This window comes from Priestia sp. YIM B13552 (genome assembly GCF_042787775.1).
Taxonomy (GTDB): Bacteria; Bacillota; Bacilli; order Bacillales; family Bacillaceae_H; genus Priestia; species Priestia megaterium_E.
In genome coordinates this window covers 607,807-630,470 of sequence record NZ_JBHZOU010000003.1, presented here as the reverse complement: position 1 = coordinate 630,470, position 22,664 = coordinate 607,807, and the positions used below count along the sequence as shown (strand labels likewise).

General features: G+C 36.6%; 24 protein-coding genes and 1 pseudogene. 17 read left to right on the top strand and 8 right to left on the bottom strand.

Annotated features, from left to right (window positions below; genetic code table 11):
- Nucleotides 1-7: 7 nt before the first annotated feature.
- Both ACFX40_RS15315 and ACFX40_RS15310 read left to right on the top strand, forming a co-directional pair.
- Nucleotides 8-688 (top strand): response regulator transcription factor, encoded by a 681-nt coding sequence (locus ACFX40_RS15315; RefSeq protein ID WP_028408662.1) that lies wholly within the window; start codon nucleotides 8-10, stop codon nucleotides 686-688.
- On the top strand, nucleotides 685-1,761 hold the full coding sequence (locus ACFX40_RS15310) for a HAMP domain-containing sensor histidine kinase (protein WP_028408661.1): 1,077 nt from the start codon (nucleotides 685-687) through the stop codon (nucleotides 1,759-1,761). The genes ACFX40_RS15315 and ACFX40_RS15310 overlap by 4 nt, the downstream gene beginning before the upstream one ends.
- On the opposite strand, the gene ACFX40_RS15305 is transcribed toward ACFX40_RS15310, so the two are convergent.
- On the bottom strand, nucleotides 1,752-3,194 hold the full coding sequence (locus ACFX40_RS15305; protein ID WP_098967315.1) for an aminotransferase-like domain-containing protein: 1,443 nt from the start codon (nucleotides 3,192-3,194) through the stop codon (nucleotides 1,752-1,754). The two genes, ACFX40_RS15310 and ACFX40_RS15305, sit on opposite strands and share 10 nt — an antisense overlap.
- A 103-nt stretch (nucleotides 3,195-3,297) precedes the next feature.
- Between ACFX40_RS15305 and ACFX40_RS15300 the strand changes: the two genes are divergently transcribed.
- The 4 genes from ACFX40_RS15300 (at nucleotide 3,298) to ACFX40_RS15285 (ending at nucleotide 6,034) form a co-directional block, all read left to right on the top strand.
- Complete coding sequence (locus tag ACFX40_RS15300; protein ID WP_028408659.1) at nucleotides 3,298-3,909, top strand: LysE/ArgO family amino acid transporter; 612 nt, start codon at nucleotides 3,298-3,300, stop codon at nucleotides 3,907-3,909.
- 57 nt (nucleotides 3,910-3,966) lie between these two features.
- Nucleotides 3,967-4,395 carry a metallothiol transferase FosB gene (fosB, locus tag ACFX40_RS15295; protein WP_098249810.1) on the top strand — a complete coding sequence of 143 codons (429 nt, stop codon included), beginning with the start codon at nucleotides 3,967-3,969 and terminating at the stop codon, nucleotides 4,393-4,395.
- A gap of 115 nt (nucleotides 4,396-4,510) precedes the next feature.
- Nucleotides 4,511-4,714, top strand: coding sequence for a hypothetical protein (locus ACFX40_RS15290; protein ID WP_098249809.1), 204 nt, complete (start codon nucleotides 4,511-4,513; stop codon nucleotides 4,712-4,714).
- 468 nt (nucleotides 4,715-5,182) lie between these two features.
- Nucleotides 5,183-6,034 (top strand): hypothetical protein, encoded by an 852-nt coding sequence (locus tag ACFX40_RS15285; RefSeq protein WP_377255471.1) that lies wholly within the window; start codon nucleotides 5,183-5,185, stop codon nucleotides 6,032-6,034.
- 70 nt (nucleotides 6,035-6,104) lie between these two features.
- Here ACFX40_RS15285 and ACFX40_RS15280 read toward each other — a convergent pair.
- Nucleotides 6,105-6,745: pseudogene (locus tag ACFX40_RS15280) on the bottom strand (MFS transporter); the annotation flags it as partial.
- Between the two features lie 353 nt (nucleotides 6,746-7,098).
- On the opposite strand from ACFX40_RS15280, the gene ACFX40_RS15275 reads away from it, so the two are divergent.
- A complete protein-coding gene (locus tag ACFX40_RS15275; RefSeq protein WP_102813185.1) occupies nucleotides 7,099-7,296 on the top strand; it encodes a hypothetical protein in 198 nt (65 codons plus the stop codon).
- A 67-nt stretch (nucleotides 7,297-7,363) separates the two neighbouring features.
- On the opposite strand, the gene ACFX40_RS15270 is transcribed toward ACFX40_RS15275, so the two are convergent.
- From ACFX40_RS15270 to ACFX40_RS15260, 3 genes are read right to left on the bottom strand one after another with little or no spacing between them, the layout of a single operon-like run.
- The gene (locus ACFX40_RS15270; RefSeq protein ID WP_098525110.1) at nucleotides 7,364-8,149 is read right to left on the bottom strand and encodes a nucleotidyltransferase domain-containing protein; all 786 of its coding nucleotides are present in this window, start codon (nucleotides 8,147-8,149) and stop codon (nucleotides 7,364-7,366) included.
- 54 nt (nucleotides 8,150-8,203) lie between these two features.
- Nucleotides 8,204-8,674, bottom strand: coding sequence for a DinB family protein (locus ACFX40_RS15265; RefSeq protein WP_098525109.1), 471 nt, complete (start codon nucleotides 8,672-8,674; stop codon nucleotides 8,204-8,206).
- A gap of 15 nt (nucleotides 8,675-8,689) precedes the next feature.
- Nucleotides 8,690-10,243 (bottom strand): alpha/beta hydrolase, encoded by a 1,554-nt coding sequence (locus ACFX40_RS15260; protein WP_377255467.1) that lies wholly within the window; start codon nucleotides 10,241-10,243, stop codon nucleotides 8,690-8,692.
- A gap of 233 nt (nucleotides 10,244-10,476) precedes the next feature.
- On the opposite strand from ACFX40_RS15260, the gene ACFX40_RS15255 reads away from it, so the two are divergent.
- Nucleotides 10,477-10,602 (top strand): anti-repressor SinI family protein, encoded by a 126-nt coding sequence (locus ACFX40_RS15255; RefSeq protein WP_013083022.1) that lies wholly within the window; start codon nucleotides 10,477-10,479, stop codon nucleotides 10,600-10,602.
- A gap of 203 nt (nucleotides 10,603-10,805) precedes the next feature.
- The gene (locus tag ACFX40_RS15250) at nucleotides 10,806-11,141 is read left to right on the top strand and encodes a helix-turn-helix domain-containing protein (RefSeq protein WP_013056901.1); all 336 of its coding nucleotides are present in this window, start codon (nucleotides 10,806-10,808) and stop codon (nucleotides 11,139-11,141) included.
- A gap of 90 nt (nucleotides 11,142-11,231) precedes the next feature.
- Here the strand turns inward: ACFX40_RS15250 and ACFX40_RS15245 are convergent, their stop codons facing one another.
- Complete coding sequence (locus ACFX40_RS15245; protein ID WP_028408653.1) at nucleotides 11,232-12,320, bottom strand: FAD-dependent monooxygenase; 1,089 nt, start codon at nucleotides 12,318-12,320, stop codon at nucleotides 11,232-11,234.
- A gap of 331 nt (nucleotides 12,321-12,651) precedes the next feature.
- Here ACFX40_RS15245 and ACFX40_RS15240 point away from each other — a divergent pair, with 331 nt between their 5' ends.
- The 8 genes from ACFX40_RS15240 to ACFX40_RS15205 all read left to right on the top strand — a co-directional run bounded on the left by ACFX40_RS15240 (nucleotide 12,652) and on the right by ACFX40_RS15205 (nucleotide 21,480).
- Nucleotides 12,652-13,047 carry a CDI toxin immunity protein gene (locus ACFX40_RS15240; protein ID WP_028408652.1) on the top strand — a complete coding sequence of 132 codons (396 nt, stop codon included), beginning with the start codon at nucleotides 12,652-12,654 and terminating at the stop codon, nucleotides 13,045-13,047.
- Nucleotides 13,048-13,268: 221 nt separating this feature from the next.
- A complete protein-coding gene (locus ACFX40_RS15235; RefSeq protein WP_060745728.1) occupies nucleotides 13,269-14,045 on the top strand; it encodes an NUDIX domain-containing protein in 777 nt (258 codons plus the stop codon).
- A 71-nt stretch (nucleotides 14,046-14,116) separates the two neighbouring features.
- Nucleotides 14,117-14,665, top strand: a complete 549-nt coding sequence (locus ACFX40_RS15230; protein WP_028408650.1) for a cysteine hydrolase family protein — start codon at nucleotides 14,117-14,119, stop codon at nucleotides 14,663-14,665.
- Nucleotides 14,666-14,687: 22 nt separating this feature from the next.
- Nucleotides 14,688-16,157 (top strand): nicotinate phosphoribosyltransferase, encoded by a 1,470-nt coding sequence (locus tag ACFX40_RS15225; RefSeq protein ID WP_060745727.1) that lies wholly within the window; start codon nucleotides 14,688-14,690, stop codon nucleotides 16,155-16,157.
- 15 nt (nucleotides 16,158-16,172) lie between these two features.
- Nucleotides 16,173-16,853, top strand: a complete 681-nt coding sequence (nadD, locus tag ACFX40_RS15220; protein ID WP_028408648.1) for a nicotinate (nicotinamide) nucleotide adenylyltransferase — start codon at nucleotides 16,173-16,175, stop codon at nucleotides 16,851-16,853.
- A gap of 34 nt (nucleotides 16,854-16,887) precedes the next feature.
- Nucleotides 16,888-17,709, top strand: coding sequence for an ammonia-dependent NAD(+) synthetase (gene nadE / locus ACFX40_RS15215; RefSeq protein ID WP_028408647.1), 822 nt, complete (start codon nucleotides 16,888-16,890; stop codon nucleotides 17,707-17,709).
- Nucleotides 17,710-17,890: 181 nt separating this feature from the next.
- Complete coding sequence (locus ACFX40_RS15210) at nucleotides 17,891-18,328, top strand: S1 domain-containing RNA-binding protein (protein ID WP_013056909.1); 438 nt, start codon at nucleotides 17,891-17,893, stop codon at nucleotides 18,326-18,328.
- 740 nt (nucleotides 18,329-19,068) lie between these two features.
- Nucleotides 19,069-21,480, top strand: coding sequence for a S8 family serine peptidase (locus ACFX40_RS15205; protein ID WP_098432730.1), 2,412 nt, complete (start codon nucleotides 19,069-19,071; stop codon nucleotides 21,478-21,480).
- Between the two features lie 37 nt (nucleotides 21,481-21,517).
- Here the strand turns inward: ACFX40_RS15205 and ACFX40_RS15200 are convergent, their stop codons facing one another.
- Together ACFX40_RS15200 and ACFX40_RS15195 are read right to left on the bottom strand one after the other, a co-directional pair.
- The gene (locus ACFX40_RS15200; protein WP_025752250.1) at nucleotides 21,518-22,294 is read right to left on the bottom strand and encodes a 3-hydroxybutyrate dehydrogenase; all 777 of its coding nucleotides are present in this window, start codon (nucleotides 22,292-22,294) and stop codon (nucleotides 21,518-21,520) included.
- 83 nt (nucleotides 22,295-22,377) lie between these two features.
- Nucleotides 22,378-22,659, bottom strand: coding sequence for an acylphosphatase (locus ACFX40_RS15195; RefSeq protein WP_028408645.1), 282 nt, complete (start codon nucleotides 22,657-22,659; stop codon nucleotides 22,378-22,380).
- Between the last annotated feature and the right edge of the window lie 5 nt (nucleotides 22,660-22,664).

Here is a 22,664-nt window from a genome sequence, read left to right as displayed (position 1 = left end):
TTTGTAAATGAAAGACAGAATTTTAATTATAGATGACGATGAGCAAATTCGTAATTTAATTGCTATTTACTTAGAAAATGAAGGATTTGAAGCGCTGAAAGTTTCTAATGCTGTATCTGGATTAGCGCTTTTAGAGGAACAAGAAGTAGATTTAATTATATTAGATATTATGATGCCGCAGATGAATGGAATCGATGCTGCTTTTAAAATACGTGAAGAAAAAAACATGCCCATTATTATGCTGTCGGCTAAGTCAGAAGATATGGACAAGATTTCTGGGTTAACAGCAGGCGCAGATGATTACTTAACAAAACCATTTAATCCTCTCGAGCTCATCGCACGAGTAAAATCACAAATTAGACGCTATAAAAAATACAATGAACGTGCTGAGCGCGATATTATTCAAATTGGCGATTTGGAAATTAACCGCAGCACCCGGCTTGTCTTTGTGCGCGGCCAAGAGATTCGTTTAACACCAAAAGAGTTTGATATTTTAGAGCTGCTGGTACGCCACAAAGGAACGGTGATGAGTATGGGGAAAATATATGAAGCCGTATGGCAAGAAGATGCGTTTAAATCGGATAATACCGTAATGGTTCATATTACAAAGATTCGCGAAAAAATTGAGGATAATCCGAAAAAGCCAATTTATATTAAAACCATATGGGGCGTAGGATACAGAATATGAGAAGAATAAGTGTAAAGCTTCTTTTTGCTATCATTATAAGTTTTTTGGCTACCAATTTAATTTTTATTTTAATTGCTAGGCTTGTTTTGAGCAGGTATATACAAGAAGAGAAAATGAATGTCCCTGCATATAATGTATTAGCGTTTGGACTTTTCTTTATCGCCGTTGTGGTCTTTGTTTTTGTTTTCTTAGCACTTATTCGTTCCCATATTCGTTATTTGAAAGAAATCTCTAAACAAGTTCAAAAAATCTCAAATGGAGATTTAGGCGCAACCATCCAGGTACGAGGAAAAGATGAACTGGCTGAATTAAGTCAAAACATTAACAAAATGTCTGCGCAACTTCGTACAAAATTTGATCGTGAACGAGAGCTGGAGCAAGCAAAAAATCAGCTAATATCCAGTGTATCTCACGATTTGCGTACGCCGTTAACATCCATCGTTGGGTACCTAGATTTAATCAAAAAAAGAGAAAGTATGGATGATGAAACATTAGATAGCTACTTATATATTGTTGATTCAAAAGCAAAATACTTAACGGATTTAATAGAAGAATTGTTCGACTATACAAAATTAACGAGTCCTGATCTTCAGCTTCAACGGAATGAGGTCGATATGAAACGTTTGCTTCAGCAGGTAATAGGAGAGTACGAGCCAATTTTAACAAGAGAAGGCATTGACGTTCAGACTCACTTTGCCTGTGAATGGAATGCATTTGTTGATGTAGAAAAAATGGTAAGAGTATTTCAAAACTTGCTCGAAAATGTCAAGAAATACAGCAAAAAGCCTTCCGTATTAGAGGTGAATCAGGAGATTGACGAGGGTTACATAGTTATTTCTTTTAGGAACAGCATTAACATCAGTGAAAAAATTGAGGTAGAAAAGTTGTTTGATCGATTTTATCGAGGTGATGAATCAAGAACGGACGCGAATGGTTCAGGTTTAGGACTGGCTATTGCAAAACAAATTATTCAGCTGCATCAAGGAGAGATACGAGCGGAACGTCAGCATAATAAGCTCACTTTTTTTATAAAGCTGCCGTTAACACAAGAAAGCCTTAAGAATCACTTGTAAAGATTCTTAAGGCTTTTTGCGACTATTTTGATGCCGTATTCAAATTCTGCAAGCGTCGCATAAGAAAAGGATATTCTGATATGCTGTGAAGTCTCATGGTCATACAATGCGCCTGGATTTAAAAGAACTCCTTCGTCAAGACAGTGCTTAAATAACTTCCGCATCGAAATAGGCTTATGCAGCGTAAGCCAAAAATAAAAACCACCGCTCGGAGCATTCCACACAGCGAGATTCTTCAAATACTTCTCTAGAATAGCCAGTGTTTGCTGAGATTTTTCTTTTAATTTATGGCGTACGCTGGCCACATGCTTGTCATAGAGTCCGGTTTTGAGAGCTTCAGCAGCGGCCCATTGAGATAAGGAACTGGCTCCGTAGTCAACTTGCATTTTAAGATCAGCTAATCGCTCAATTACATGTTCAGGCCCTACAATCCATCCAATTCGAAATCCTGGACTGAATGTTTTAGAGAACGTTCCTAAATAAAGAACCATTCCATTTTTATCTTGAGCTTTTAATGAAAGTGGAGGCGGTGAATGGAACCAAAGCTCTCCGTAAGCATCATCTTCAATAATGGGCAAATGCATTCTTTCACACTGGCGAAGCAGTGCTTGGCGCCTTTGTTCACTCATCGTTACATTGGTAGGGTTATGAAAGTTCGGTATTGTATATAAAGCTGTGCCTTTTTCTTTTACATGCTGGTCTTTTAATGAAGCTAAATGCATTCCTTCTTCGTCTAACGAAACGCCCGTTATTTTCATTTGTGCGGACTGAAATAACGGTAGAGAATAAAGATAAGAAGGCTTTTCAGCTAATATATTGGCACCTGGAGGCAGCAGGCCGATTGAAATTAACTGAAGGGCTTGAAGTGAACCGGATACAATTAAAATAGATGAAGGAGAAGTTTCAATGCCTCGTTTTTTTACATGCTTCACTAACTCTTGTCGGAGTTCATCATTTCCTCTCGGGTGCTCGTAGCCCAAGTGTACGCTTCTATGATTAATTCCGCTAAATAGTTCCGAAAGCTGGTAGGAAGGAAGCAGGTCAGGTGCTAACTCTCCAGTTCCTAAACGAATAATGCCCGGTTGAAATTCAGCTTCGTTAATATGGCGGATAGTCGGGGAATTTGGTTGGTATATTCCTGCTTCTACATATGAATTCCAGTTCATGTGAGAACCTGATGCTAGTAAGCTCCACGTATTGTTAATGACCTTGGTGCCACCGCCTTTGTTTCCGCTGAGCAGTCCTTCAGCAATTAAGTTTTCGGTTGCTGTCACCACCGTGCTTCTATTTACAGAAAAGCTAGCAGCTAAATGGCGCTGCGAAGGAATTTTAGTTCCAATAGGCCACTCTCCATTTATGATTTTCTCTTTCATATACTCTTGAATTTGTTTGTGCATTGGCTTTTTATCAGCCGGATCTGGAGTCCAGTTCATGTGAGACCACCTTTTTATAATTTGGTTGGTATTATAAATCAAAATTTGGATGGAGACAACAGGGGATGTCAATTGTAGGATAAAAGAGAAAGGAGAGAGCAACATGTTTACAGTGGTTATACATGCTTTGTTGTTAGCATTCGGTTTGATTTTACCTTTAGGGGTACAAAATGTGTTTGTTTTTAATCAAGGAGCCAATCAACGAACGATCAAACAGGCGCTTCCCGTAGTGGTAACGGCTTCTGTTTGTGATACGATTTTAATTCTAGTAGCAGTGCTGGGAGTTTCAGCAGCAGCCGCTGCTTTTTCATTTTTTCAAACGCTTATTTTTGGAATAGGTCTTCTTTTCTTAGCGTATATGGGCTTTGTGACGTGGAAGAGCGAACCTTCAAAAACGTCATTAAAGGAAGGAATGACGGTGAAAGCGCAAGTTTTATTTGCTGCTTCTGTATCTTTGCTAAATCCTCACGCGCTAATGGATATTATGGGCGTAATCGGAACAAATTCTCTACTGTACAGCGGAAGAGAAAAGTGGGTTTTTACGCTGGTTACGATATGCGTTTCGTGGATATGGTTTTTATCCTTAGCATTTGCAGGAAAAGCAGTAGGGAAAATGGATTCAAATGGAAAAATAATGATTTGGGTCAATAAGGCTTCTGCATGTATGATTTGGGGAGTAGCTCTTTACATGGCAAAAAGTATGTTTTTTCAGTAAAATAGGTGCTAAAAGGAAAGTTATGTAATACTTTTTTCTAGAAAGCGAGGGGTAAAGATGATTCAAGGAATTAATCACATGTGCTTTTCTGTGTCAAATTTAGAACAATCTATCATATTTTATCAGAAAGTGCTAGGAGCAGAACTTTTAGTGAAAGGAAAATCCACCGCTTACTTTAGTCTGAATGGATTGTGGCTGGCGTTAAATGAAGAAAAAAATATTCCTAGATCAGACATTCAGTATTCGTATACTCATTTAGCGTTTTCTATTTCTATTGAAAACTTTGACGAAGCAAGAGAACTGTTAAAACAGCATAATGTAACCATCTTACCGGGAAGAAACCGCGACGAAAGAGACAAACAATCTATTTATTTTACGGATCCGGACGGTCATAAATTTGAATTTCACACCGGTACGCTCCAAGACCGTTTAGCGTATTATCAAGAAGAAAAGCCTCATATGACATTTTATTCACCAAAAGAGTAGTATTAAAATAGTTATATAAGGTTACAGTTTTATTACATTCGCATTCCTCGCTCAGTTATCATTAAATAAACGATTCTGTTGTGATATAATGGAAAAAAAGTGAGGAGGAGGAAGAATGTATACCGCAAAACAGGTGAAGTTTGGTTCGCATATTGTGATAGGCGTACTTTTCGGCATCCTAGCTGCGATGTTAATCGGCACTTTTTATCAAAATGTACCAGGTGTATTACCATACGGGATGATTAGTGGACTTGCAGTAGGACTAGTAGCAGATACATATTATACAATTAAAACTAAAACAAAAATAAAGGTTATCTAATATAGTGTAGTACTATCTTCAGGAGAAATAAAAGATTCCTCTTGAAAATAGTACTATTTTTATGAAGAAAATGGTTAATTTCCATATTAGAAAAACAAGTCAACGCGCTAAAAAAATTGTAAATTTATTATTTTGAATCAGAACTAGGGGTTGAAATATCACATTAACTCTAAGTATAGAATTATATGTTAAAGTAAATAACCGTTTTCTAAACGGTGAAACGGTTTTTACTTTTCCTAATTAGTTTTTAGCCTGCGCAAGGTGAAAGGTGTAACGATTAAACAATTTTCAATAACTTTGAGAAAAAAAGACCTGTTTAAATCTCCGGAACTGGTAGAAAAAAGTGTTGCTCTTAATGGTTTATTTGTTAAAAACTTGATATTTTTGCTAAAATCGTTCTTTTGGATTACGTAATATATGCTATCATGGTTGGGTGAAAAAACTACATACCAAAAAAAGGAGAAAGAAATGAAGAATTTAAGAAAAATTGGCCTAGGACTTGTAGCATCGTTGTTATCTATTAGTCTAGTAGCTTGTGGGTCAACAAAAGAAGAACAAAAACAAGCATCTGCTAAGCAAGAGCAGAAACAAATGGGGAAAGAGCAGAAAAAACTTGAACAAAAAATCTCTAAATTAGAGAGCGAGTATGAAGACTATACAAAAGAAAAAGGATATATGGAATCTGATGATTATCTTGTTTTTGAAGCAGACTTTAACATACTTGCAAAGTCAATTGAAAGCAAGAATATTCTTCAAGGCGATGATGGTGAAATAGACAAACACTTAAAAGACTTAAAAACTGAGATAGACAATTTAAGTAATGATCAAGCAATAAAAGCTCAAAAACGTTACGGTTCGGCAGTAGATGTGTACGAGGCTGCAATAGGTACTCATATACATATTGTATTAACGAAAGCCGATATTACTCAGCACTTTAATGCAGTGAACACGATTGAGTTAGACAAAGATTTTAATGCAGATAGCTACGATTATGAAAAAATTGATGCAGACGCAACTGAGGCTATTAAGTCTATTAAGTCTATACAAGGAATGCCTATGAAAAGAATAAAGCTTATTCAGGAAGAGTTGGAGAAATATAAAGATAGCTTTAGTACTGAAGAATATAATCAATTGAATTCCGCAGTCACTAGCGTAACTTCGTCATTAAATAAGCAAGTTGAAATGCTAGAAGTTCTACAAAAAGAAAGTGGTAAGGATAAATCAACTTTAGAAGAAAACACAAAAGCTGCTGAAACACAATTTTTAGATGCTAAAGAAAAAGTGTCTACATTTGAATCTAAATATGATATCCAAATGTAAGATATATGCTTTAAATACAATTGTTTATTAAAATAAAAAGCCGTTTCTTAACCAAAGAAACGGCTTTTTGTTATTTCTCTCTGTTAATCTTTGGTGTACGCAAGAAGAAAGAGAGTAAAAGTGCAACCAGACCTAATAATGTAGCAAATAAGAATGCATTGTTAATGCCATCTATAGTCGAAGTTTTTATTGCTTTAGCATATAGCGACATAATACGGCTAGTACCTAACTGACTAAGTTGCCTACTAAAGAAATCATTGTTAGTTGTTAGTGTATTAGTGTAGTTTGAAAGATGTTCAGTAGTTTGTTGCGTCATAATTGTAACGAGTATAGCCGTACCAATTGAACCTGCAACTTGACGAATTGTATTACTTAAAGCTGTACCGTGAGAAATTAAGTGTTGAGGTAATTGGTTCATACCTGCAGTCATAATCGGCATCATAATTAAAGACATACCGAACGAACGTAAGGTGTAAATGCCTAAAATGTGGCTATATGGAGTTTCACCAGTATGTTTAGTGAATTCATATGTAGCATAAGAAGTAATTACAAGACCAACTATTGCTAATACGCGAATGCTGTATTTATCAAACAGTTTACCGGGGATAGGTCCCATTAAGCTCATAATTAATGCACCTGACCTGGCAATAATAGTAGAGCTGTTTGAAGCGGCGTAAAGCCTCGAGTGCTTTGTAGATAGATTGGCAGCAGTTTTGAAATTATTTAGGGTAAAACATAAAAAATTATAATCAGATTTGTTAAAAATCAACCTAAAAATTATTAATGTAATTTTCTGAAACCTTTCTTTGTGCTAAAACGTATAGTAAGTATAGGGAATTTTAATTTAAATTCCTTTTTGCGGAAAAACATTTAATATACAGTCGGAGGATATATGCTGTATTACGCGACGCTAGGTGAACTAAAGAAGAAAAAGGGACCTGAAGAGATTTAACTTATGAAATTAATCCTTTTACTGGGTTAGTAAAAGGAGTGGTTAGTAAAACTAATCAAAATCCTAAGAAGTAATCAAATGTAATATCGAAATTAAAAAAGGGGGTAGTAAAATGACAATGTGGCTGTGGGCAGGAGGATGTATAGTTTTTTTGTTAGCAATGGGTTACATTGCAGATCGTGTAGCCATAAGGAGAGACATTGAATTTAGTCCGGAGGATGGAATTAAAAATGCTACAGATGCAGAACAAATATATGTGGAGAGCTATTTAAATGAAACAAAAAATACGAATAATAATATACCGCTTTAATAGAAACCATAAATAAAAGGCTTATCCGCCACTACTTGCATTAGGGATAAGCCTTTTTGTTTTATACTTAGTTCCAAACTTCGTCTAAAGTATCTCTAAATAATTTATCTAATTCATATGTTGGGTCATCTAATTCTACGGATAAAGTTCTGACGTATTTGTCTAAACGGTCAATTTCTAAGTTTAAAAATTCATTAATAACATTGATGCGTGGTTCTAAATCTAACTCATCACCACTAATTTTACGCTTTAACAGCTTACTAACCTCTTCTTTTAATTCTCCTTCTGGTAACAGTTTCTCTAAGAGAATAGGGAATTCTAGTGGAGGAAATTCATTATATTGCTCAATCCACTTAGCAGCTAACACGGGTCTTAAAACATAAAAATATTTTTTGATTTTTACTTCGTCACCTTGTAAATACTCTCGAAAGTTATTTCTAGCCATATTTAAATAGTGGTATATACAAGAAGTAGGAGTAAAGATGTTAGAATGTAGTTCTTTCATTTTATCAAATGTTGAATACGCCTTGTAATATACAATGTTTGACTGCATCCATTCTAGTAAAGGTGGGTTTGATTTTCTAAAAAGTTTTAATGTCTTGGTTAAGTCCCAGCCGCTAACATCTAATAGGTCATTAATAGGTAGCTCTATTACATCTCGCTTTTTACCTACACCGATTGGGTCAATGCTTAAATATTTATTTCTCTTATGAATATAAATAAATCTAACATCATAATCGCTATCTTTAGATGGAAAGTCCCACGCTCTACTTCCAGATTCACAAGCGTATAATACTTTTACGTCGTAATCTTCTTCAATTTTCTTTAAAGCTGCAACAATTGTTTCTCTCATAACCCAACCTCATTTTCTTTTGATGCTTTCTATATATAAAAGCTACAAATTATATCACTCAAAAAGCACTACATCCAATCCGTTTCTGCGGTAACAGGTTAGAAGCGTATACAGTTCTGCACGGTGATGGTATAAATGAGACTGAATTTCAAGCAGCCACTCAAAACGTGTATACGTGCATCCCCAATAGGATGTCTGCAGTATAAATAGCTGTTGTTCGTCAAAAGAAGAGTAAACTGCTTTTAGCTGATTGAAGCCCTCTACTAAAGCTGCTTTGAGTTCAAGCTTTGTATAAGCTGGATGCTGCAGATAAAAGTCATTCATTTTATCTGCAGAGTAGCCTAAGGAAATATAATAGTCTGCACTGCAAATGAGACATAAATGCTGCAACAGCTCTTGAATAGATCGCTTGTGAGGGAGGGGACGATAAGCAAGCTCTTCTTCTGTAACGTCATTAATAATGGCGGTTAGGGAATGGATGTTAACGTTTATTTGATTAAACACCATCTCACAGTACGAATTCATATATTCACATCCTTTTTATTCAACTAAATACCGCATTTTTTGATCGAGCCAGTACTCTGATTTTTCATTGTTATCGAGCTTGATATAGCAATCGACAATTTCATCATAAATGAATTCCTTTTCTTCTACTAAATCAATAAATTTAATGAGTAAAAATACGGCTTTTGAAACTTTTCCATTCTCACAAAGCCATTCTTTCATCCAGATTAATAAGTCAAGAAGAATAATCTCTATTTTTACTCGGATATCAAGGAACCAATCGTCATAAATCGTTGTTAAATAATGAGGAACTAATTGGTGCAGTCTCTGTTCAGCTTCCTTGAATTTCAACGCCGGATCAGACTGTTCGGTAATCCACTGAAGGTCAGTTAGTAAGTCTAATCCATCGCTTGACACATCGGCGTTTAAAGAAATGAGCTGCCTGTTAACAAGTAAAACCGGCTCTGCGCTTTCTGCGTTCAATAGCTTTTTTAAATGAGACAAATAGACGCGCAAATTCTTTTTGGCGTTGCTTAAAGGTACGTCAGGCCACAGCGCTTCGCATAGCTGTTCTCTGCTAATAGAATGATGAAAAATAAGATATAGTAAAATCTCTTGAGCAAAGCGTTTGTTCCAGCCTTCTGTAATAAGCTGGCCATTTACATAGACGGAAAAAGAGTACAAAAAATCTACTTTAAGAGAGGGTGTATGTGCATGAAAATCTTTTTGTATATCTATAGCTGTGTCACTTTCCCAGTTCTTAAGTATTTTCATAGGATCATTTTTTAAAGAAGGCAGTTGTTGTGTATTACTTTTAATAAAATCTATAACAATTTCTTTGAGTAAAGCTGTTTTTTCTTTTACTAGAAATGAAGAATGAGCGTTAGGTATGGTCATATGACTGTAATTTTTTAAAAACATCGTTTTTGAAATCAGATACTGTGATGAAAACAGCAAATCATTTTGGCCAGATAAAGTGAGTACAGGAAGTGAAATACTAGTCAACTCTTGAAATAGATTGTCTGTAATAGATAGTTTAAGAAAGCGGAAATATACCCTGGGATCCATTTTTTTTAGTTTTTCAATTATCTGTTGTATGTTTGTAGGTTCCAAACTCTCTAGTTTGCCTAATTCGAAAATTTTATCTACCGGTATTTGGTTTTTACTTTCTTCGTTGTAACATCTCTTAATCTTTTGAAGGGTGCTATCGGAATAAAAAGGAAGAGACAATAGTATCAGTCCCTCAATAAGAAATTCATAGCGAGCAGCAAATTTAACAGCGATTTGTCCTCCAAATCCCACGCCAACTAAGTAACATTTCTTTATATGCAACGTATGTAATAGGTGGAAAAGATCTTCAATATGAGTCTCAAACGATATTTCCCCTGTAGCGGAGGCGCTGTTTCCTGTCTCTCTCAAATCGTATTGAATAACACGATAATGTTGGGTTAATTCTCCAGTAATAGAATCAAAAAGCGTATGATCAGTGATAACAGAATGAATCATCACAATGGTGTCTGTCTGGTCAGTGAACGCGGGCGAATGAACTTCATAGTAAATTTTTTCTGTCGCCGTATGCAGAAAAGGCATAAAAACAATCCTCCTAGTGTCTAACTGTAGCGTTTGTGTAACGGTAAAATTATTATGATAAGAATAGACAAAAATTTCAAAAAAAATAGGTGCTTTTTAGTAATTAAAAAATGTCTAATGTTCTAGTAATATCCATTATACTGTAAAACCATAGTGATAAATAAGGGAGAATGCCCAAAAACACTAAAAAGAAAACGTTATCAATTTCGAAAAAAGAAGAAAGGAGGAGAATTATGAATTTTAAAGACGAAAATACGTTAGACTTAGAATGGGTTATGCTCATAATGGAAGCAAAACAAACAGGTATAAGCATCGAGGAAGTTAGACAATTTTTACAAAGCATTAGTTCAAATGCTTAGCCGATACAATGATAAGGGAATAAAGCGTTCCCAAGTATAGATAACCTTTATAACTAGTCTCAAGCTATCTTCACTAGATGCATAATCACCCTTTTTTAGATGTATAATCACCCCTTTATGGTAAGAACGTTTATTTATAATGCACGGTAAAGTGAAATTATGGTATTATTATCGATAAGTAAGCATTAGTAAGGGTGATTAAAATGACAATTGGCCAACGTATTCGAGATCTCAGAACGAAACAGGGAATATCGCTAACAGAACTTGCAAACCGAGCGGGTGTTGCTAAATCGTACATATCTTCAGTAGAAAGAGGAATTCAGCTCAACCCATCTATTCAATTTCTAAACAAAATTTCTACCTCATTGAACGTGAGTATTGATAGATTAATTCATGAGCCTATGGATAAATCTGAATCGTTGGATATTGATGATGAGTGGCTTGAGTTAGCAAAAGAAGCAGCGGAGTCAGGAATAAGCAAAGAGCAGTTTAAACAATTTCTTGAATTTCAAAAATGGCAGCGGGCAAAGCAAGATTAACTTCGCGGAATATACATAAAAGAGAACTTACATAGAACAACTGCTAAAAAAAGAGATTCCATTTATCTATGGAATCTCTTTTTTTTAGGCTTAAGAAGAAATAAAATGGGACGAGAATTCTTTTTCTCGCTGAAACTGAATATGTTCAAGAGTTATTAATTTAGGCTTTCTTTTCTGTTCAAACTGTCTCAATGTTTCTGAAATCTCTTTGTTTTGATAAAAAACTTGATGCAGTAAGTCAGACAGTAAGTCAGCATCTTTTAATGACTCGTTTAATCCAAAAGCGCCAGTTGGAGTCATCGTATGAGCAGCATCCCCTAATAATAACAGGTGATGCTTTGACCATACTTCGCTTATGCTGCTTTGCACAGAAAGAAGCGTAAAGTCTGACCACGACGTAATAAACCTTTCTATTGAAAGGTTTAAGCTAGGGAAAGCGTCTATTAAACGCTGAATAAACGGTCTAAATGATTGTTTCCGAAGAGCAGGATAGCTGCCTTTTTCAATATTCCATCCGATTTGAACAAAGCCTTTTGCTTGAGAAAAAAGCGCCACCTGCTGCTGTTCTACAAGTGCAAATTTAATAGAAGGCTCCCAATTGGCTGGTGCAGGAATTTTTGCCCAAAGCAAGTCGTATCCATGATTATGAATATTGTTTTTTATGTGCGCAAGTTTGCGAACAGTTGAATATCGGCCATCTGCTCCAATAATGATTTTACTTTCAACTATTATTTCACCCCGGCCTTTTTGCTGAGCTTTTATTCCAGTATATTGTCCTTTTTCATTCTGCATTAGCTCCGTTACTTTTGTGCCCAGCATAAGTTTGTAGGAGGGATGGATGCTTGCTTGGTTATTTATAGACTGAAGGAGATGCTGCTGTGGAACATGAATTCCTGCATGTCCAAGTTCAGATTCTATGGTTTTGAATACATGTCCATCCTTCCAGTATTCGACCCTAGACATTCGAAGGAGGCCTAAGCTTTCCATTTCTTCAAATATATGATGTTTCTTAAGAATCATTTCTCCATCTTCATTTAAATGTTCGCCTCGAAATTCTTTTCCAAGCTCATCAGATCTCTCTATCAGTATAGTTGATATATTTTGTTTAGCCAGTAGATAGGCCAGTAGAGCACCGCCTGGTCCGGCTCCTATTATACACACATCTGTTTGATAGTTCATTTTCTTCACCTTGTTTGTTATATGCAATTAAGTTACTTTTAGTAAGTATATTAACTTTTATAAATGTGAATGTCAACTTTTTTATAGCTTTTCTTCTATGGAATTCGCTCTTTGGACAAAACACAAATAAGGTTTTGCATAATCAAAGTCAAAGATTAAGTTTTATGATAAACTAAAATACACAAATTATTTTGAATAATTTGTATAAAAAGGTGAAACATCAAAATTGTTGAGAAAAAGCACGGTTGGAAAGCTGCAGGATTTTTAGCAAGAAGAGTAGAGATCGTCTCTGAAAATTCTAGCAAACTCCAATTTCGACTGGAGGATGATTATGACAAAAGTAGAACATTATATTCAAACATTGGGTAACAGTGCAGATTTGCTAACGAAAAAGCAGACAAGCATTTACTTCGAAAAACTTTCAAACACCTTTCCTTTTTTAACAATCATGCAAATTAATTGGCGAAAAGTATTAATTAAAAAGTCCACCCGGCATATTGAAGAAATCAAAAAATGGCTTCAAGAGATGAATATAAAAGAACATCAGGTTGTTTTATTTTGGAAACGAGCAACTAAAGCTGTAAGCGTCGATTTAGCTCAGGCTTTACTGTTTTTTCAACAAACAGCTGATCTTACAGAAGAAGCATTTATTTACTGTCCGTCTGTTGACTATGTCATTGAGTATTTTAAAGACGGTAAAATGATGATTGGTTTAGCAGCACGTTAATTAAAAGGAAAAAAAGCTGAGGGAGGAGGGGAATTAGAACTTCTTCACTCAGCTTTTTATGCATATAAAATCTAAAAAATACGAAACATAACGTTATTTACAACATAAATTACCTTCTCTTTATAATTAGTGGGAAAAGTATTGACATTTTCCATAAAACAAATATAATTAACATTAATCATATTGTTAATTGTAAAAAGAGCGATCAGGAGAAATGATGAATGTCGAACAAAAAAGCAATGACGAATCAAACGAAAAAAGAATATCCTAAACCCTATGGCTATACGTCAGATATTGCTGTATTTACGATTGTGACGGAAGAAAAAGAACCATACAAACCACCTAAAATGAGTTTGAAATTAATGCTTATCCAACGAGCAATGGTGAACGCAGAGGGAGAAAAGAACAGCGAAGCAGGAAAGTGGGCGCTTCCCGGCGGATTTGTCCATCCTGATGAATCAGCTTTTGAAGCGGCTAAAAGAGAGCTCGAAGAAGAAACGGGCGTAAAGGACATTCATTTAAAACACTATGGTGTCTATGACGAGCCTGGCAGGGACGATAGAGGATGGGTCATTACAAACGCACATTATGCAATCGTTCCAGAAGATAGTCTAATAAAGCGAAAAGCGAATGATGATGCTGCTCGAGTTGAATTATTTAAAATAGATGAAATCTTTTCATTGCCTTTAGCTTTTGATCATGAAATCATCATTCGAGATGCAATCAAGGAAATTAAGAAAGATTTATTGCAAACGACCATTGCCCAGAAATTTCTGCCTTCTCAGTTTACATATTCTGAGCTGCAGGCTGTGCTGCTTACCGTAACGGATGATGCAGCGATTAAAAGTGATCAGGCCTTTGCACGAAAAATAAGAATGCTGCCATTTATTGAAGAAGTAGACGGAAAAACAACGACGAGAACGTCTAAAAAACCAACAAAGCTCTATCAGTTTGTTGAAATGAATGTGATGAAGCCAATCTATACAGCACGCTATTAAAAGAAAAACTTTCAATCCAAATAATTAACAATATGTTAACTGTTAATTTTCACTTATGAGGGGGAAACATAATGAAAAAAGCACTGATTAACATCGATTATACAAATGATTTTGTAGCTGAAAACGGAGCTTTGACATGCGGAGAACCAGGGAGACACATTGAAACATTCATATGCGATATTACGCGTCAATTTATTGAGCAAAATGAGTATGTGGTGTTCGCCATTGATTTTCATAAAGAAAATGATTCCTTGCATCCAGAATCAGCGCTGTTTCCGCCTCATAATGTTGAAGGCTCTGCAGGAAGAGAGCTATACGGAAAGTTAAATGATTTATATAATGTGTATCAATCACAGGTAAATGTAGAATGGATGAATAAAACAAGATACAGCGCATTTGCTGGAACGGATCTGGAGATTAAACTTCGAGAAAGACAAATTACCGATGTCTACTTAGCAGGTGTATGTACCGATATTTGTGTACTTCATACAGCAGTAGATGCCTATAATAAAGGATTTGCTATTTATATTTATGAAAAAGCCGTAGCAAGCTTTAATCAAAAAGGTCATGAGTGGGCGCTTGAACATTTTAAATCTTGCCTCGGAGCAGAAATTATTTAAGACATAATAGTGGAGGAAATCAATGAATATGTTTACAGATGACAGCGTAATGCTACACACCGATTTATATCAAATTAACATGGGAGAAACTTACTGGGAAGATAATATTCATCAAAAGAAGGCTGTTTTTGAAGTTTTCTTCCGCAAACTTCCTTTTGGGAATGGCTATGCTGTTTTTGCTGGATTAGAAAGAATTATTGAATATATTAAAGCATTTAAATTTAGCGAATCAGATTTAACCTACTTGCATGAAGAATTAGGTTTTAAAGAAGATTATTTAGCTTACTTAAAAGACCTTACGTTTACTGGAACGATTCGATGTATGCGTGAAGGTGAGCTTGTGTTCCATAATGAACCAATTTTACGTGTAGAAGCACCATTAATTGAAGCTCAGCTCGTAGAAACAGCTATTTTGAATATTGTGAATTACCAAACGCTGATTGCGACAAAAGCAGCTCGAATCAAACATGTAGTAGGAGATCAAGTGGCAATGGAATTTGGAACACGCCGCGCTCAAGAAATGGACGCTGCTATTTGGGGAACAAGAGCAGCCTATATTGGCGGATTTGGTGCTACTTCTAACGTGCGAGCAGGAAAGAAATTTGGAATTCCAGTTGCAGGAACGCATGCTCATGCGATGGTGCAAGCTTATAAAGACGAATATATTGCATTTCATAAATATGCTCGTCGCCATAAAAACTGCGTGTTTCTAGTTGATACGTACGATACGTTAAAATCAGGAGTTCCCAACGCCATTAGAGTAGCAAAAGAATTAGGCGATAAAATTAATTTTACAGCGATTCGCTTAGACAGCGGCGATTTAACATATTTGTCTAAAAAAGCTCGTCAAATGTTAGATGAAGCAGGGTTTACAGAAACAAAAATTGTTGCTTCCAACGATTTAGATGAAGATACGATTATGCATTTAAAGTCGCAGGGAGCACAAATAGACATGTGGGGAATTGGCACTAAGCTTATTACTGCCTATGATCAGCCGGCGCTTGGCGCAGTGTATAAACTCGTTTCTATTGAAGGAGAAAAGGGCGAGATGATGGATACGATTAAAATTAGCGCAAATCCTGAAAAAGTGAGTACACCAGGATTAAAGCGCGTATATCGTATTATTAACAATTTGAATGGAAAATCTGAAGGGGATTATATCACGATGGAAGACGAAGATCCTCAAAGCGAAGAACGTTTAAAAATGTTTCATCCTGTTCATACGTTTATCAGTAAATTCGTCACAAATTTTGAGGCAAAAGAACTCCACCATGATATCTTTGTAAACGGAGAGCTTGTGTATGAAACAGAAGAGCTTCAGGAAATTCAGCAGTACGTAAAAGATAATTTAGAGCTGCTTTGGGATGAATATAAGCGCACGCGCAATCCTGAAGAATATCCAGTAGATTTAAGCGAAAAATGTTGGGAAAATAAAACGCGTCAAATTGCGTACGTGAAACAAAAAGTAGCGGAAGCCCTAAATAAAAAATAGTAGGGAGCTGGAGACATGTCAGATACGCTTGCTTATTTTCAACAGCTAAACCCTGATAAAAAAATAGATAAGCTTTTAGAAAAAGGAGCGAAAATTGGGATTTATGGTTCTTCTTTTGATCCGGTTACCAATGTTCATCTTTGGACGGCATCAACGGTTGCGCATCGAAAGAAGTTAGATGCTATTATCTTTTTGCCTTCATCGCACAAACGAACGGATAAAAAGCTCCAGACGTTGGATGAGCACCGTGTAAATATGGTTAGCTTAGCGATTAAAGATAACCCAAAATTTTTGCTCGATACGTATGAGCTAGACGTATTGCCCGGCTATCATTACACATACTACACTATGGAGCACTTTAAAAAATTGCTTCCACACGCTGAGTTATTTTTTATTATGGGAGCGGACTTACTGCAAGATATTGGCGAAGGCAAGTGGAAGAAAGCAGATGAACTTATTAGTAAAAACCAGTTTATCGTCATGGCAAGAGAGGGAATAGACATGTTGAAAGCTATTAGCCGTTCTCCTTTGCTTCGAAATTATGACGACGGCCGGTTTCAGCTTCTTGATAAAGGGCTGGCGATGGAAATCAGCTCTACTTATATCCGTCAAGAATTTGCCCGGGGTGGAGAACCACGATATTTAATGCCTGATCTCTGTTATTTTTATAGTAAAAAACATGGATTGTATCAGTAAGAAATCTACATATAATGGAAGGAGAGCATGTATCATGTCAGACATGCAAGAAAAAATAAGAAAAGAGCTACATGTGAAATCTGAAATTGATCCAGCACAGGAAATTCGTGCCCGCGTTGATTTTCTCAAAACCTACTTAAAGTCAGCAAATGCAAAAGGCTTTGTATTAGGTATAAGCGGAGGCCAGGACTCTAGCTTAGCTGGACGATTAGCGCAGATTGCTGTAGACGAGTTGCGAAAAGAAGAATATGAAGCAAAATTTGTAGCCGTTCGCTTGCCTCATGGCACGCAGCATGATGAAGCGGATGCGAAGGCGTCACTAGAATTTATTAAACCTAATGAAACATATACGTTTAATATTAAAAACACGGTAGAAGCATTTGAAAGTTCGTTTACAGGTGCGACAGATATAGCGCTGTCTGATTTTCATAAAGGAAATGTCAAAGCACGTACGCGTATGATTGTACAGTATGCAGTCGGAGGAGAAAACGGCCTTTTAGTTATCGGAACCGATCATGCAGCAGAAGCAGTAACAGGCTTTTTTACGAAATATGGAGATGGCGGAGCAGACGTGCTCCCTCTAACGGGACTAACAAAACGTCAAGGAAAAGCATTGCTAAAAGAATTAGGTGCAGATAAACGATTGTATGAAAAAGTGCCAACAGCTGACTTGTTAGATAATAGTCCTGGTCAATCTGATGAAACGGAACTAGGAATTTCTTATGATGAACTAGACGATTATCTGGAAGGAAAAGAAGTATCACAAGAAGCCGCTGAAAAAATTGAACAGCGCTATCGTATCACTGAACATAAGCGTCAGTTACCGGCTAGTATGTTTGATGAATGGTGGAAATGAGAGAAATGCCCATATTAGGTATATCTAATATGGGCATTATTTTGACTGATTTCTTTCATAAAACAAAAAAGAGGCGGAAAAAGTGCAATTTAACAAATTGTTTTCTCATACACACTTTGTTATTCTTACGCACTTTGGTATAATGAAGTGCTTTTAATATTATTGAGGAGGAACATTTTTTATGGCAGTTGAAGTAGGTAGCAAGGTACAAGGTAAAGTAACAGGTATTACTAATTTTGGAGCATTTGTAGAATTACCTGGAGGTCAAACTGGGCTTGTACATATTAGTGAGGTAGCTGACAGCTATGTAAAAGACATTAATGACCATCTTAAAGTTGGTCAAGAAATTGAAGTGAAAGTCGTTAATGAGAAAGACGGAAAAATTGGATTATCGATTAAAAAAGCAATAGATAAACCTGAAAGACCCTCATCTTCTTATTCACAACGCCCGCCACGTCAGGCAAGAAATAATGATAATCGTTCTAAAAGCAACTTCCAACCAAAGGAAAACTTCGAACAAAAAATGGCGCGTTTCTTAAAAGATAGTGAAGATAATTTATCTACACTAAAACGCAGCACTGAATCAAAACGAGGTGGCAGAGGCGGAAGACGCGGATAAATCCCTTCCACTTTAACTACTTTATTATATAGCTGAAGCAAGCCAATAAAAATTGGCTTGCTTCTTTTTTGTAATAGCTTAAGTACATGCGCTAGAAGAGTAAAGAGAAGGTTAGGTACTACTTGGTTGTAAAGTAGATGCCAATAGTGACAAGTGATGAGAGAAGATCAAGGATGAGTAGGATGAAATTTAAATCTATCATAATCATGCCTCCCTTTGTGCGAGCGTTGACGTTAGTATCTGCAAGATCTCATTTTATTATTCGTAATTTTTTAAAATTTCATTTAATTAAGTGCGATATTTTATATTAAATTAAACTATGTTCTAAATAATAAGTAATAAAATAAAAAGCGCTTATAAGAACAATTTTCTTAAAATAATAAAAAAACCTTATAAGTAAACAAAGGAAAAGTAGGAATGAGTCCCTGATAAAAATAGCTACATTAACAGAAATTCGTCAGTATTCTTGTATATTCATCTAATCTCTTCATAATTTTAGGAATAAAAAAGTTACGGAAAGAAGATAAACAGACAAAATTCTTCATTTTTTGAGCATTAGTGCTTAATTTGCACGAGTATATAAAATGATTCCATAGACTCAAGGATTTTATAGTAATATATAGAACTTCCATACTATTCTAGTTTTTAGCTCACTAGCTAAGCAAAAGATGCGTATGTTCTGGGGATGAAGGCATACATAGTAGCACGAAGTATAGAGAGAAATGGAGAGGGAAAACACAATGAAAAAAGTATCAATTCGGTCTGTATTAAGTACAGTAGCATTTTCGGTTGCTTTATCTTCTTTTGCAATGGGCGCATCCGCCAACGGAAATTCAAAACCAGCGCTTGAACCGTCTTTAGTTAAAATTCAAGGAGACTATAACTTAAAGTCGGCTAAAAAAGTAAAAGTTATTGTGGAGTTAAATGAAGAGTCTGTAGCGGAAGCAAAGAAAAAAGGAGTAGCGCAAAGTAAAGGAAAGATTAAAAAAGCGCGTGACGAAGTGAAAAAAGAGCTTTCAAAAGCTTCTAAAACTTCAAAAGTAAAGCGTGAATATGACCAAGTATTTTCTGGGTTTTCAGCGGAACTTCCGGCTAATGACCTTGAAAAAGTAGCAAGTTTACCGGGAGTAAAAGCTATTTATCCAAGCGTTGAATATCATACAACGGAAGTGAAATCGAAAGAAGTGAGCGCCGAAGAATACAGTTCTGAAATGGATAAAAGCATTTACTATGTAGGAGCAGATCAAGCGTGGAAATCAGGATATACAGGTAAAAATATGACTGTAGCCGTTATTGATACAGGCGTCGATTACGACCACCCGGATTTAAAGTCAGCGTTTGAGAAATATAAAGGGTGGGATTTTGTAGATGATGACAAAGACCCTCAAGAAACGCCGGCTGGAGATCCAAAAGGAGAAGCAACAACGCACGGAACGCACGTAGCGGGAACAATTGCAGCGGACGGGAAAATTAAAGGAGTAGCTCCTGATGCTCATTTACTTGCTTATCGTGTACTAGGGCCAGGAGGAACAGGTACAACGGAAGACGTGATCGCCGGTATTGAACGTGCGGTAGAAGACGGAGCGGATGTAATGAACCTGTCGCTTGGAGATACGATTAATAATCCAGACTTGGCAACGAGTATTGCATTAGATTGGGCAATGGAAGAAGGAGTAGTTGCTGTTACGTCAAATGGAAACAGTGGACCAGCTAACTGGACAGTAGGGTCTCCGGGAACGTCTCGTGAAGCTATTTCAGTTGGTGCAACTCAGCTTCCTTACAATTTGTATAAAACGACATTAACTGTAGATAACGCAAGCTATGCTTCAGCTGAAGTAATGGGTTTTCCAAATGACAAGGCGCTACTAGATGCAAGCGGTAAAAAGTATGAATTTGTACCTGTCGGACTCGGAAAACCAGAAGACTTTGAAGGAAAAGATGTAAAAGGAAAAGTAGCGGTTATTTCTCGCGGTGACATTGCGTTTGTAGATAAAGTTGATAATGCGAAAAAAGCCGGCGCTGTTGCCACGGTGATTTACAACAATGTAGAAGGGACAATCCCTGATATTCCAGGCACATCTTTGCCAAGTATTCGCTTATCAAAAGCTGATGGACAAGCCTTGGTTGCTTCTTTGGCAAAGGGATCGGTTACGGGATCTTTTAGTGCAACGTTTAATCAGACAGTCGATGAAACAATGGCTGACTTTTCATCGCGCGGACCGGTTGTTGATACATGGATGATTAAGCCGGACATTTCGGCACCGGGAGTCGATATCATCAGCACAGTGCCAACCAATGATCCAAGCAACCCTCATGGATATGGATCCAAACAAGGAACAAGTATGGCAGCACCCCACGTAGCAGGAGCAGCAGCGTTAATTTTACAGGCGCATCCAAATTATAAAGTAGAAGACGTAAAAGCATCTTTAATGAACACAACGGAACTGCTTCGTGATCGCAACGGGCTGGTTTACCCTCATAATACGCAAGGTGCAGGAAGCATGCGCGTAGTAGATGCAATTAAAGCAAAAACGCTTATTACACCAGGAAGTCACTCGTACGGCGTCTTTTATAAAGATAAAGGGAAACAAGTAGAAAAACAAAGCTTTAAGATTAAAAATCTATCAAATCACAGTCAAAAATACTCGGTCAAAGTAAAATTTAAGAAAAGCCATCAGGCAATTGACGTTAAATCAACAAACGATTTAGTGGTTAATGCAGGAAAAACGCAAAAAGTAAATCTGAATGTAAAAGTAGATGCAGGGAAATTATCTCCTGGCTATTACGAAGGGACAATTACCGTAAGTAACAATAAAGAAACGTACGATGTTCCAACCATTTTATTTGTAAAAGAGCCGGATTATCCTCGCGTTACTTCTGCGTATGTAGATGTACTTGGAAATGGCTCATTTGAATACGGGAGTTATTTACCAGGAGGAGCAGAGAAGCTTAGCTATTACATTTACGATGCAACGTTAGAAAAAGGGGAATTGTTAAGTTCATATACGAATGTAGCAAAAGGATTTTCTAGCGCAACGTGGGACGGAAAGATTAATGGTGAAGCTCTTCCAGCGGGAACGTATTATTTATACGCAGAAGCACTAAAAGCAGGTCAGACGACAGGTTCTTTAGGAGAATTCGAAATTAAATAAATAAAAAAAGAGTGCCAGTCTAACTGACACTCTTTTTTTATTGAGCCGTATATCCACCATCGATCACAGCAGCTTGGCCGGTTACGCCTTTTGCTAAATCACTTGCTAAAAACATTGCGTAGTCTGCAATTTCATCAACTGCAAGCAAGCGCTTTTGAGGAACAAGAGGATAAATGACTTCTTCTAGTACTTTTTCAAGCGCTACATTTCGCGTACGTGCTAAATCTTTTAATTGATTTTGAACAAGCGGCGTATCAACATAACCAGGGCAAATCGCATTTACCGTAATGCCGTGCTCTGCACCTTCAAGAGCAGCCACTTTCGTTAAGCCAATCACGCCGTGCTTAGCGCTGTTGTATGCTGCTTTTCCTGAGAAACCAATCAATCCGTTAATGGAAGACATGTTCAAAATGCGGCCGAATTTTTGCTTTTTCATAATAGGAAACGCATGCTTAGTCGCAACAAAAGGTGCAACAAGCATAATTTTCGTTAAAAGTTCAAATTTTTCAGTAGGAAATTCTTCGAGCGGGGAAACAAATTGCATGCCGGCATTGTTAATTAATACATCAAGGCGGCCATATGTTTCAACCGTTTGAGCAATCATTTGTTCAATATCACTTTCCTTTGTCACATCTGCTTTAATGCCTAATGCTTCGTAGCCTTTTGTCTTCAATTTGTCTGCTGCTTTCTTAACTCCATCTTCATTTAAGTCAGTTAAGACAACAGTCGCTCCGTCTTCAGCAAAGCGCTCACCAATTTGATAACCGATACCTTGAGCTGCACCTGTAATTAACACAATTTTGTTTTCAACCATCGTTTTTTCCCCCTTATATGTAGAAAATATAAAATCGCTTACTTTTCCATTTTATCAAAAATTATCTTAATTTAGCGAGTTTTTTAACTATACTTCACGCGAAAAGAATGGGTGTGGGAAGGGGTGTTTACTATCTTTACTTCCACATTGCTAACAGAAGCGAACGGTGAGGGACCTTTTTTTATTTCTTCAATAAATTTTTGGATGTTGCTTTCTTCACCTTCAGCATCAATTTCCACTTTTTGATCGTCTCGATTTCGTACCCATCCGTTAATGGAACATTCCATTGCCTTTAGCTGCGTATAGTGACGGAACCCAACCCCTTGAACGCGTCCGTCTACAATCATATGCACATGTTTTTTCACTGTTC

Excerpts from the sequence above, each read along its gene's own strand:
- ACFX40_RS15300 (WP_028408659.1), top strand. The coding sequence starts at position 3,298 with ATGTTTACAGTGGTTATACATGCTTTGTTGTTAGCATTCGGTTTGATT.
- fosB (WP_098249810.1), top strand. The coding sequence starts at position 3,967 with ATGATTCAAGGAATTAATCACATGTGCTTTTCTGTGTCAAATTTAGAA.
- ACFX40_RS15240 (WP_028408652.1), top strand. The coding sequence starts at position 12,652 with ATGACAAAAGTAGAACATTATATTCAAACATTGGGTAACAGTGCAGAT.
- ACFX40_RS15200 (WP_025752250.1), bottom strand. The coding sequence starts at position 22,294 with ATGGTTGAAAACAAAATTGTGTTAATTACAGGTGCAGCTCAAGGTATC.
- ACFX40_RS15260 (WP_377255467.1), bottom strand. The coding sequence starts at position 10,243 with ATGCCTTTTCTGCATACGGCGACAGAAAAAATTTACTATGAAGTTCAT.
- ACFX40_RS15210 (WP_013056909.1), top strand. The coding sequence starts at position 17,891 with ATGGCAGTTGAAGTAGGTAGCAAGGTACAAGGTAAAGTAACAGGTATT.
- ACFX40_RS15290 (WP_098249809.1), top strand. The coding sequence starts at position 4,511 with ATGTATACCGCAAAACAGGTGAAGTTTGGTTCGCATATTGTGATAGGC.
- ACFX40_RS15250 (WP_013056901.1), top strand. The coding sequence starts at position 10,806 with ATGACAATTGGCCAACGTATTCGAGATCTCAGAACGAAACAGGGAATA.
- ACFX40_RS15230 (WP_028408650.1), top strand. The coding sequence starts at position 14,117 with ATGAAAAAAGCACTGATTAACATCGATTATACAAATGATTTTGTAGCT.
- ACFX40_RS15305 (WP_098967315.1), bottom strand. The coding sequence starts at position 3,194 with ATGAACTGGACTCCAGATCCGGCTGATAAAAAGCCAATGCACAAACAA.
- ACFX40_RS15225 (WP_060745727.1), top strand. The coding sequence starts at position 14,688 with ATGAATATGTTTACAGATGACAGCGTAATGCTACACACCGATTTATAT.
- ACFX40_RS15275 (WP_102813185.1), top strand. The coding sequence starts at position 7,099 with ATGACAATGTGGCTGTGGGCAGGAGGATGTATAGTTTTTTTGTTAGCA.
- ACFX40_RS15245 (WP_028408653.1), bottom strand. The coding sequence starts at position 12,320 with ATGAACTATCAAACAGATGTGTGTATAATAGGAGCCGGACCAGGCGGT.
- ACFX40_RS15285 (WP_377255471.1), top strand. The coding sequence starts at position 5,183 with ATGAAGAATTTAAGAAAAATTGGCCTAGGACTTGTAGCATCGTTGTTA.
- ACFX40_RS15235 (WP_060745728.1), top strand. The coding sequence starts at position 13,269 with ATGTCGAACAAAAAAGCAATGACGAATCAAACGAAAAAAGAATATCCT.
- ACFX40_RS15265 (WP_098525109.1), bottom strand. The coding sequence starts at position 8,674 with ATGAATTCGTACTGTGAGATGGTGTTTAATCAAATAAACGTTAACATC.
- ACFX40_RS15310 (WP_028408661.1), top strand. The coding sequence starts at position 685 with ATGAGAAGAATAAGTGTAAAGCTTCTTTTTGCTATCATTATAAGTTTT.
- ACFX40_RS15255 (WP_013083022.1), top strand. The coding sequence starts at position 10,477 with ATGAATTTTAAAGACGAAAATACGTTAGACTTAGAATGGGTTATGCTC.
- ACFX40_RS15270 (WP_098525110.1), bottom strand. The coding sequence starts at position 8,149 with ATGAGAGAAACAATTGTTGCAGCTTTAAAGAAAATTGAAGAAGATTAC.
- ACFX40_RS15205 (WP_098432730.1), top strand. The coding sequence starts at position 19,069 with ATGAAAAAAGTATCAATTCGGTCTGTATTAAGTACAGTAGCATTTTCG.
- ACFX40_RS15315 (WP_028408662.1), top strand. The coding sequence starts at position 8 with ATGAAAGACAGAATTTTAATTATAGATGACGATGAGCAAATTCGTAAT.
- nadE (WP_028408647.1), top strand. The coding sequence starts at position 16,888 with ATGTCAGACATGCAAGAAAAAATAAGAAAAGAGCTACATGTGAAATCT.
- nadD (WP_028408648.1), top strand. The coding sequence starts at position 16,173 with ATGTCAGATACGCTTGCTTATTTTCAACAGCTAAACCCTGATAAAAAA.